Raw genomic sequence first — 8078 nt, 5'->3', positions numbered from 1 at the left:
TGCCATTGTTGCCTGCATGAGAAAGATGGTTGTTATCTTAAATTCAATGCTAAGAGATGGTGTTATGTGGGATACAGATAGCCTCAAAAATTAACTATTGACGCCATAGTCTCTTGTTATGTGTATTTATACACCTCTATATCTTTACCGTGCTGAAAATAGCCCCAAATTCTAACACCACACTCTGTGAGAGATATTTTAGCATTTTGCTCTTTACATATAGCAATGACCTTATCCCTATGATCTAGAACTTCTGGCTCCAGCAAAACGCCTCTTGAATGAGAGATACGAGCGTCAATATCAATAAAATATATCGCTCGAAAGTTTCCCCATATTTGTGCCAATTCACTGGTATATTGGTAACTAGAGTCACTTTCCGGCCATGTTGACCCGTCAATGTAGGTAACTCGGTAGCTTTGTAGCTCATCGATATCGCTCAACGCTGCAAGCAAACTGTTCCACTTAGTGTTATTCATAACACCAAAAAGACCATTACTATCAATTAGTTTAATGATATTTGACTTTAAATCTAAACGCATAAATTCCCAATACACATAACGCTTTCTATACGGCAATTTGCCTCCTTTCTGGCAAGCTACCGCCCTCTTTCTGATCAAAAGCGCTATAAATCGTAGCACCTATATGCATGAAACAAATAGAAAAACAGTATGAATATGTGTGGTCGCGCGCGCAATTAGACGGCGCAATGCACGCTAATTACAAAAGAGCTGATAGATTGAAGGGTCTGTATAAATAAACAGGTCAATTTTATCATGAAAAGTCAGTTTTTACTTAGTGTAAAAGAGCACATGCTTACTCGTCATTATGCGAATAAAACCATCGAAAGTTATCTATTTTGGATAAAACGCTTTATCACTTTCCACCAGCTTGCACACCCTTCGACACTAGCAGAAGATGATGTCGTTCAGTTCCTGAGTTACTTAGCGGTAAAAGAAAAAGTTGCGGTAAAAACGCAAGCTTTGGCACTGAACTCAATATCATTTTTATATCGTGATTATTTCAAAACTCCACTATCACTTGATATGAGATTTCAGAAATCTCTGACCGAAAAGAAACTTCCCGTTGTGTTAACTAGGGAGGAGATCCGACGATTCGTTCAACATATCGACCCGAGGTATAAACTCCATATTCAGTTGCTCTATGGCTCCGGGCTTCGAGTTATGGAATGTTTACGCTTAAGAGTTCAAGACATCGATTATGATTATGGTGCAGTTCGCGTTTGGCAAGGAAAAGGAGGTAAAAATCGTACAGTCACATTAGCCAAAGAACTGCATGAACCACTCAAAGCTCAAGTTAATTTAGCAAGAAACTATTACTTTAAAGATAGGCACATGCCTGGTTATGCGGGCGTATACATCTCTGAAGGTTTACGACGTAAATACCCAAAAGCGGAGCTAGATTTTAACTGGCACTTTTTGTTTCCATCAACAAAGTTAAGTACAGATCGGGACACCGGAGAGCTCAGAAGGCATCATATCAATGAAAGTGCAATACAAAGAGCGGTAAAGCGCGCTGCAACGGATGCGTGTATCGAGAAAACAGTAACATGCCATACACTCAGGCACAGCTTTGCCACACATTTATTGGAGTCTGGTGCTGACATTAGAACAGTACAAGAGCAGCTTGGTCACACCGATGTAAAAACCACCCAGATTTATACTCACGTTATCGAGCGCGGGGCTGGCGGCGTGTTGAGTCCATTATCCAGCCTTTAGAAAAACAAAGCCACCTCGAAAAGGTGGCTTTGCAGTATAACTCGCTATTGACGAACACCGAGTTTCACATTGCCCTTTGAGTCAAACCAAAGCGCTTGTGAACGACGACGTCCTATTAGTATCGGACCATCATCATAAAAGAGAAAATTCTTCCAATGCTTTTTAAAAATAGACCATTTAGTTTCGATGACATTGTACTTCTCGTAGCAAAAGTAAACGGTCACATCGTCTTGCCAATCGATATGTGCTTCTACTTCCGCTGGCATGTCCGGATCATCCAACTCCCACGCAGCCATCCAATCAACGACTTCAGACCAGTTCGCCTCATTCATTGGCCAATCTTGGGAGCTAAGTCGATCCATATCGGGGCTTTGAGCACTAATATTTTCTTTCCAAAATTGTGCTGAACGAGCTTGGCTCATCGGCTTAATAAAAGCCAAATCTTCTTTTGGCACAGGCATCGACTGATGCGTAAAAATCCATTTTCTTTGGTATTCATCCAAAGGCAAATAAGACATTCAGTCTCCTTTATTACGATTTCAGCCAACCTTTCTCTGTGGCTTCTTCTATCAACTCTTTCGCTTTGCCCCATAAGGTAACAGAGCCAAATTCAATTCGTTTATTAATGGTAAGTGCTTGTTCACGAGAAACGCCATGCTCCTTCCAACTCTGACCATTATTATGGTAGTTCAAGAGCATTGGAATTAACCGATCGAGTGCTTTTGCATACTTAGCATCATCGGTCTGCGCGGCTTCAAATTCATGCCAAAGCGCCAATAACTCTTGCTCCTGATCGCTGGGTAACATACCAAACAAGCGCTCTGCGGCTCTAATTTCTTTTTCTGCTTGCTCTTGAGACGCAGCAGTATCATAAACAAAGGTATCGCCCGCGTCGATCTCTACTACGTCATGTATCAATAACATTTTCATCACTCGGCAAATATCAACAGGTGCATTCGCATGCTCTTCCATCAATATTGCCATCAGTGCGACATGCCAACTATGCTCACCACTATTTTCGAGGCGCCCTTCAGCACTTTTAACTCGAGTTCGGCGCAAAATACTTTTGAGTTTATCGAGCTCGATTACAAGTGCTAATTGCTTTTCCAATCGCTCCATACTATCGCCCTTCTGGTTGCCAATTCGGATTAATAAGTGACGTTAGAACGTGGTCTTGCCATTCACCATTAATCAAAAGGTAATCTTTTGCATACCCTTCTCGATTGAACCCTACATGCTCTAGCACAGATTCACTGCGTTTGTTGTGAGGCATGTACCCGGCTTGAATACGATGCAGTTTCTGAACGTTAAATATGTAGTCGCAAGCCATAGTTAATCCACGACGCATATAACCATGCCCTTGTGCTTTTTCAGCGAGAGAGTATCCGACGTTACAAGAATAAAAAGGGAAACGACTCAAATTACTAAAGGATATCGTACCTAGCATTTCACCCGAAGAGGCTCTGACCAAGAGGCAATAATACCCCAACCCCATTCGATGCAGCTCATTGAGCTTGATAAGCTTTTGCAACCAACCGTTCACTGAGAAAAAAGCTTCTTCACGTTTCGGCTCAAACGGTTTCAGATATTCTCGGTTCGCTTGAAAATACTCCGCAATCATATCTGCGTCACCGATTTCAGCGGTACGCAGAAGCAAGTCACCGTCCAACTTATGAACGGCGATAGATGAGCTGTTATCTTCCATTACAAATGATTAATTCCGTCTTTTCGTTCAATTCGATTAATTCTTGCGGATACCGTAATCACGCAGTTTATTAGCGATTGAGGTATGCGATACATTTAAGCGCTTAGCAAGCTTGCGGCTTGATGGGAATGACTGATACAAACGCTCCAGAACCTGAGATTCATAGTCACGCATGATCTCATCCAATGAACCGTCGATGTTAAGAGTCGCACTACCAGCACCGACTGATTGAGGCTGAGGTAAATTGAAGTGATCCGCGTTTAGTATACCACCATCCATTTCTGTGAGCGCTCGAAGAACCATGTTATCGAGTTGGCGCATGTTTCCTGGCCACTGATAATTTGCAAGGGCATCAACTAGACCATCATCAAACTCTGGCTTATCAATCCCAAGCTGTTGAGCATGTTTCGCCACAAATAACTCAAGCAATGGCGCAACGTCATTTGAGCGCTTACGTAACGGAGGAATGCTGAGCGTAAGTACGTTGAGACGATAATACAAATCTTCACGGAACATTCCTGCCTCAGAAAGTTCGGCAAGGTTATGTTTTGTTGAAGCGATGATACGAACATCGACATGCATCTCATCTTCTGCACCGACACGACGGAAATTACCATCCTGTAGAAAACGTAACAGCTTGATTTGAAGATGCGAACTCATTTCACCGATTTCATCAAGAAATACCGTCCCGCCATTTGCTTGCTCAAAGATGCCTTTGTGACCTTGTTCATGATTAAATGAACCCGGCGCGTGACCAAAAAGTTCGGTTTCTGCTACATCGTCAGGCATCGAAGCACAACTCAAAACTAAGAATGGCTTACTCGCACGGCTAGAACGGCTGTGGCAAGCTTTAGCAAGCATTTCTTTACCGGTCCCCGTTTCGCCTTCAATCAACAGTGGCTGGTCAAGCACAGACAGCTTCTTAGCTTGATTCATTAGCGCTTTATGGCGGTTCGATATTCCAACAAAGTGCTCAAAACCCAGGGGATTATGCAGTGGCAGCGCTTCTTCAATTCTGGCAACTTGCTGACTAGAGCGAATCGTCATTAGAGTACTCGCTAGAGTCGAGTTTTGCGCTTCGTCTCGGATATAAACTGGCATCAACTCAAGAACATAGTCCAAGCCATCAATCACAAGGTTTTCCCGCGTTCTGCCATTCACACCTTCAGACCAGCGAGAAAAACGAACACTTGGCAGCAAAGCTCCGATCTGAGTACCAATTACTTCTTGCTTGTGAAGACCAAGCAGTGAAAGTGCAGACATGTTTGCCATGTCTACGGCACCTTTAAGGTCGATGGCAAAAACCGGATCGGGCAAGTTATCAACTAGCGAGAGCAACTCCGTATTGTGGCGCTCCATCGGCATAAACTGGATTTTACGTACGTCTTTCACCCCCGGAATACGGCGGATTTCAGCCATCAGCTCACTAAACGTATCAAAATCAATATCCGGGCAATTCAAATAGATAATACCGCTAATATCGATTTCGATACCACGCAAGTCGATGCTTTTAGACGCTAAAATATCGAGCAGTTCTCGGGTCAAGCCGAGTCGATCTTCACATAAGACTTCAAGACGCACTGAAAATATCCCAATTCACGACTGTCAGGAAAAGTTGACAGTAGTTTCTATCATGCTTGGAATGGCGTCAAGCAATCCTATCCATCAAAGTTGATATTCGTTACGGTTTCATCGTAATTGATGCAACTTTCGCCGCCACAGCCTTGCGTATGGTGCCCAATTTAACCTGACGGTCAGGATACCATGGTAGTGGACGCAATAAGGTCATCGCTTTCAAGCCCAAACGTGCCGTTAGAATACCAACACCTAGCCCCTGCCCCGCACGAGCGGAGACTTTGCCCGCAAGGTCCATCGACATCAAGTCCATACTGGCATCAATAGCTAGCTCACTGGCACCAGCCGCCGCCATATTGACAAATACCGCTTTTAGTAGCTTGATGCGAGAGGCGTAACCTAGCTCTACCCCATATACCTTGGAGAGGTTGTCGATCATTTTGAAATTTCGCCACGCCACCAGTAACATATCAGCGGCAGCCAGAGGGCTCACGGCGACTAGGGCCGCACACTCGGTTGCGTGCTGCGATACGATTTTCGTTGCCAATTTGTCTTGTTGGCTCACGACCATCGAGTCATACATATCAAGGATTTCAGCATCACTATGAGCAGGGTTAATGCTGTTCTGCCAACGATCAAAGCCCGGGTTCTCTGCCATCACGCCACTTTGTTCTGCCACTGTTTCGCAAAAGGCTTTCCCTTTCCCCACACTCTCACTATTAACAAGTGCTTCGGCTTCTTCTTGAACACTAAAATGATTTCGTAGTTTGCGCAGTTTCCAAAGCTCTTTACCCATCGCCCCTAAACCAAGCGAAGCGATCGCAGCAATAAACCCCGTCCAGCTTAAAGCCAGCCAATCAGAAGTTTGAATTGCGGTTATAACCGAGTCCACCGCTTGCCAGCCAACCAAACCAGCAAAGGTGGCAAATGCACCAGTCGCAAGCCATTTTCTGCCCGGTTTTGGACGAATGACATGCTCGAGTTGTAATTCCTGCTCGGTCTCCTGGCGCTCTTCTTTAACTTCAACAGGTACGAATGTTTCTTTTTCGCCAAATGTTTGCTGCGCCGTCAACTCCGGTTGATTCGATTGCTGCTCTTTTTCCATTGCCTTTTCAGAGAAAACTTGTTTTTGCTTCAACTCACTCATTTCAATTTATCTCCAATCAGGTAATCCAGTGCCTTGTCTAAGCGTATGTGCTTCACTGGCTCATCATTCGGTGAGGGCATTGGACGGAATGACGTAAAATCAAACCCGTTGTTTTGCCAATAAGCCGCATTTGGTAGCTTTTTCGGCACTTCTCCCGGAAACATCGTCATCGGGTCACCATCCAACGTCGTACCCTGTAACGCCGGAATCGTCTTATCTCCAGAAGAAATAAATCCCGTCGTGGTTGATTGGATAGAAGCGATACTCATGCAACTCATCTCGATATTCTCGTAGGCTGCGGTTTGCCACGCTGGATGCACCATTTGTTGTAGCAAAGACACTAAATTGGGATGCTGATCGGGCGTTATGTGATCCGCTTTTGTGGCAGCAAACAGCACTTTGTCGATTTTTGGTGAGAACAAACGACGCAAAAAGCTACTACGACCATAGCGGAAGCTATGCATGATCTGTTCTAGCGCTTGGCGCATGTCGTAAAACGCTTTATCACCGGCATTGAGAGGCTGCAAACAATCCACCAGTACAATCTGGCGATCGAAGGTCGCAAAATGATGCTTGTAAAACGCTTTCACTACTTTCTGTTGGTATTCCTGAAAACGGGCTTCTAGCATCGCTAAGTTACTGCCCTTGGGCGCTTTGCTTTCCGAATCAACACGACACGGAAAAAACTGTAGCACCGGCGCGCCTGCTAGCTCACCAGGTAATACAAAGCGGCCAGGCTGAACCCAATGAAGGCCAGCGTCTTTACAGGCATGAAGGTACTCGGTGTATGTGTGTGCAACTTTCTCGAGTAGTTTCTCGTTCACTTCAGCAGAAAGATCCACCTTTTCTAATTCAGACAGCCAAGCTTTGGCTAAATCGCCACGCTGGCCTTTAAGTGCATCAAACTGAGTTTGCGACCACGTCGCAAAGTCCATGTCCAATAACGGCAGGTCGAGCAGCCACTCTCCTGGATAGTCGATAATATCAACATTTAAAATTGCGGTTTTACTCAACAGCTTTTTCGTGGTTTTATTTGGTTTGTACTTAAGCGCTAAGCGAATCTCACTCACATCCCGTGTTGGTACTGGCCATTGAGGTGGGGTCGCATGGATCTGGCTCATCGCTTCGTCGTAAGCAAAACGTGGAACCATCATATTCGCTTGAGGTTCACGCTTCGCTCCAATAAGACGCTTATCTCTGGCTGCAGTCAAAAGAGGCAAATTATCATGGGTAGCGGTATGGAGAAGCTGATTCACTAATGACGTGATGAATGCCGTCTTACCTGCACGAGAAAGTCCGGTGACGGCAATTCGAACATTGGAATCCATACCTCTGTTGATAAAGTCATTGACTTCTTTCTTTATTCTTTTCATTGCGCTTCTTTATCTTACTCCGCTCTAAAACAACGTTATCAGCCACTTCGGGGATTAATCTATGAATACTTACCTTTCAATACTGAACTCTATGAGTCTAACTTTATATACCTTAATAAAAGATGAACAAAACATTCGCTTAAAGCAGGATGAAAAAAGAAAAGCCCCTGAGTGGTTCAGAGGCTTACTTAATCAACACTAAAGCATTAGTGACCCTATTTATGCTGATTACTGTGTTGAACAGAAACCTGCTTTCTTTGAGTCTAGTCGTCTTCGATTAATTTATAGATAACAAATAGAGCGATTTCTAAAATCAGCCACAATACACACGTGATGGTCACGTACTTCTCATCAAAGATGCTGATGCCGTGAAGGATCAAGTCGTAGCCAACAAAGCCACCTACCACTACAGCAAGAATAATTTGTAGAATCTGAATAAAACGAGGCATGCCGTCTCCTAATTATTGTTCGCATAACGTTTGATTGCTATGCCCTGAGGTTTATATCTACATTATATAGACAAAAAGTGCAGTTTTCGCTGC

Annotated in this window: 9 protein-coding genes; 1 reads left to right on the top strand and 8 read right to left on the bottom strand. The window is 44.1% G+C overall.

Annotated features, from left to right (window positions below; all coding sequences use genetic code 11):
• Nucleotides 1-116: 116 nt before the first annotated feature.
• A complete protein-coding gene (locus NL643_RS15890) occupies nucleotides 117-575 on the bottom strand; it encodes a DUF6678 family protein (protein WP_253644788.1) in 459 nt (152 codons plus the stop codon).
• A 198-nt stretch (nucleotides 576-773) separates the two neighbouring features.
• Here NL643_RS15890 and NL643_RS15885 point away from each other — a divergent pair, with 198 nt between their 5' ends.
• Nucleotides 774-1736: an integron integrase gene (locus NL643_RS15885; protein WP_253644787.1), complete on the top strand. Its 963-nt coding sequence runs from the start codon at nucleotides 774-776 to the stop codon at nucleotides 1734-1736.
• 44 nt (nucleotides 1737-1780) lie between these two features.
• On the opposite strand, the gene NL643_RS15880 is transcribed toward NL643_RS15885, so the two are convergent.
• The 7 genes from NL643_RS15880 to NL643_RS15850 all read right to left on the bottom strand — a co-directional run bounded on the left by NL643_RS15880 (nucleotide 1781) and on the right by NL643_RS15850 (nucleotide 7985).
• Nucleotides 1781-2254 carry a DUF2947 domain-containing protein gene (locus tag NL643_RS15880; RefSeq protein ID WP_046876177.1) on the bottom strand — a complete coding sequence of 158 codons (474 nt, stop codon included), beginning with the start codon at nucleotides 2252-2254 and terminating at the stop codon, nucleotides 1781-1783.
• 13 nt (nucleotides 2255-2267) lie between these two features.
• Nucleotides 2268-2855, bottom strand: coding sequence for an HD domain-containing protein (locus tag NL643_RS15875; protein WP_170903013.1), 588 nt, complete (start codon nucleotides 2853-2855; stop codon nucleotides 2268-2270).
• A gap of 1 nt (nucleotide 2856) precedes the next feature.
• Nucleotides 2857-3441: a ribosomal protein S5-alanine N-acetyltransferase gene (gene rimJ / locus NL643_RS15870; RefSeq protein WP_253644786.1), complete on the bottom strand. Its 585-nt coding sequence runs from the start codon at nucleotides 3439-3441 to the stop codon at nucleotides 2857-2859.
• Between the two features lie 36 nt (nucleotides 3442-3477).
• The gene (gene tyrR, locus NL643_RS15865) at nucleotides 3478-5022 is read right to left on the bottom strand and encodes a transcriptional regulator TyrR (protein WP_005376914.1); all 1545 of its coding nucleotides are present in this window, start codon (nucleotides 5020-5022) and stop codon (nucleotides 3478-3480) included.
• 100 nt (nucleotides 5023-5122) lie between these two features.
• Nucleotides 5123-6163, bottom strand: a complete 1041-nt coding sequence (locus NL643_RS15860; RefSeq protein WP_046876179.1) for a YcjF family protein — start codon at nucleotides 6161-6163, stop codon at nucleotides 5123-5125.
• Nucleotides 6160-7536 carry a YcjX family protein gene (locus NL643_RS15855; RefSeq protein WP_253644785.1) on the bottom strand — a complete coding sequence of 459 codons (1377 nt, stop codon included), beginning with the start codon at nucleotides 7534-7536 and terminating at the stop codon, nucleotides 6160-6162. The genes NL643_RS15860 and NL643_RS15855 overlap by 4 nt, the downstream gene beginning before the upstream one ends.
• Before the next feature lie 263 nt (nucleotides 7537-7799).
• Nucleotides 7800-7985 carry a hypothetical protein gene (locus NL643_RS15850; RefSeq protein ID WP_012841654.1) on the bottom strand — a complete coding sequence of 62 codons (186 nt, stop codon included), beginning with the start codon at nucleotides 7983-7985 and terminating at the stop codon, nucleotides 7800-7802.
• Between the last annotated feature and the right edge of the window lie 93 nt (nucleotides 7986-8078).

It is taken from the genome of Vibrio sp. Y42_MX_L11 (genome assembly GCF_024181785.1).
GTDB classification, from domain to species: Bacteria; Pseudomonadota; Gammaproteobacteria; order Enterobacterales; family Vibrionaceae; genus Vibrio; species Vibrio diabolicus.
The sequence above is the reverse complement of the archived record's forward strand: the minus strand, read 5'-3'. Positions and strand labels throughout refer to the sequence as shown.

Excerpts from the sequence above, each read along its gene's own strand:
- NL643_RS15855 (WP_253644785.1), bottom strand. The coding sequence starts at position 7,536 with ATGAAAAGAATAAAGAAAGAAGTCAATGACTTTATCAACAGAGGTATG.
- NL643_RS15860 (WP_046876179.1), bottom strand. The coding sequence starts at position 6,163 with ATGAGTGAGTTGAAGCAAAAACAAGTTTTCTCTGAAAAGGCAATGGAA.
- NL643_RS15880 (WP_046876177.1), bottom strand. The coding sequence starts at position 2,254 with ATGTCTTATTTGCCTTTGGATGAATACCAAAGAAAATGGATTTTTACG.
- NL643_RS15850 (WP_012841654.1), bottom strand. The coding sequence starts at position 7,985 with ATGCCTCGTTTTATTCAGATTCTACAAATTATTCTTGCTGTAGTGGTA.
- rimJ (WP_253644786.1), bottom strand. The coding sequence starts at position 3,441 with ATGGAAGATAACAGCTCATCTATCGCCGTTCATAAGTTGGACGGTGAC.
- NL643_RS15885 (WP_253644787.1), top strand. The coding sequence starts at position 774 with ATGAAAAGTCAGTTTTTACTTAGTGTAAAAGAGCACATGCTTACTCGT.
- NL643_RS15875 (WP_170903013.1), bottom strand. The coding sequence starts at position 2,855 with ATGGAGCGATTGGAAAAGCAATTAGCACTTGTAATCGAGCTCGATAAA.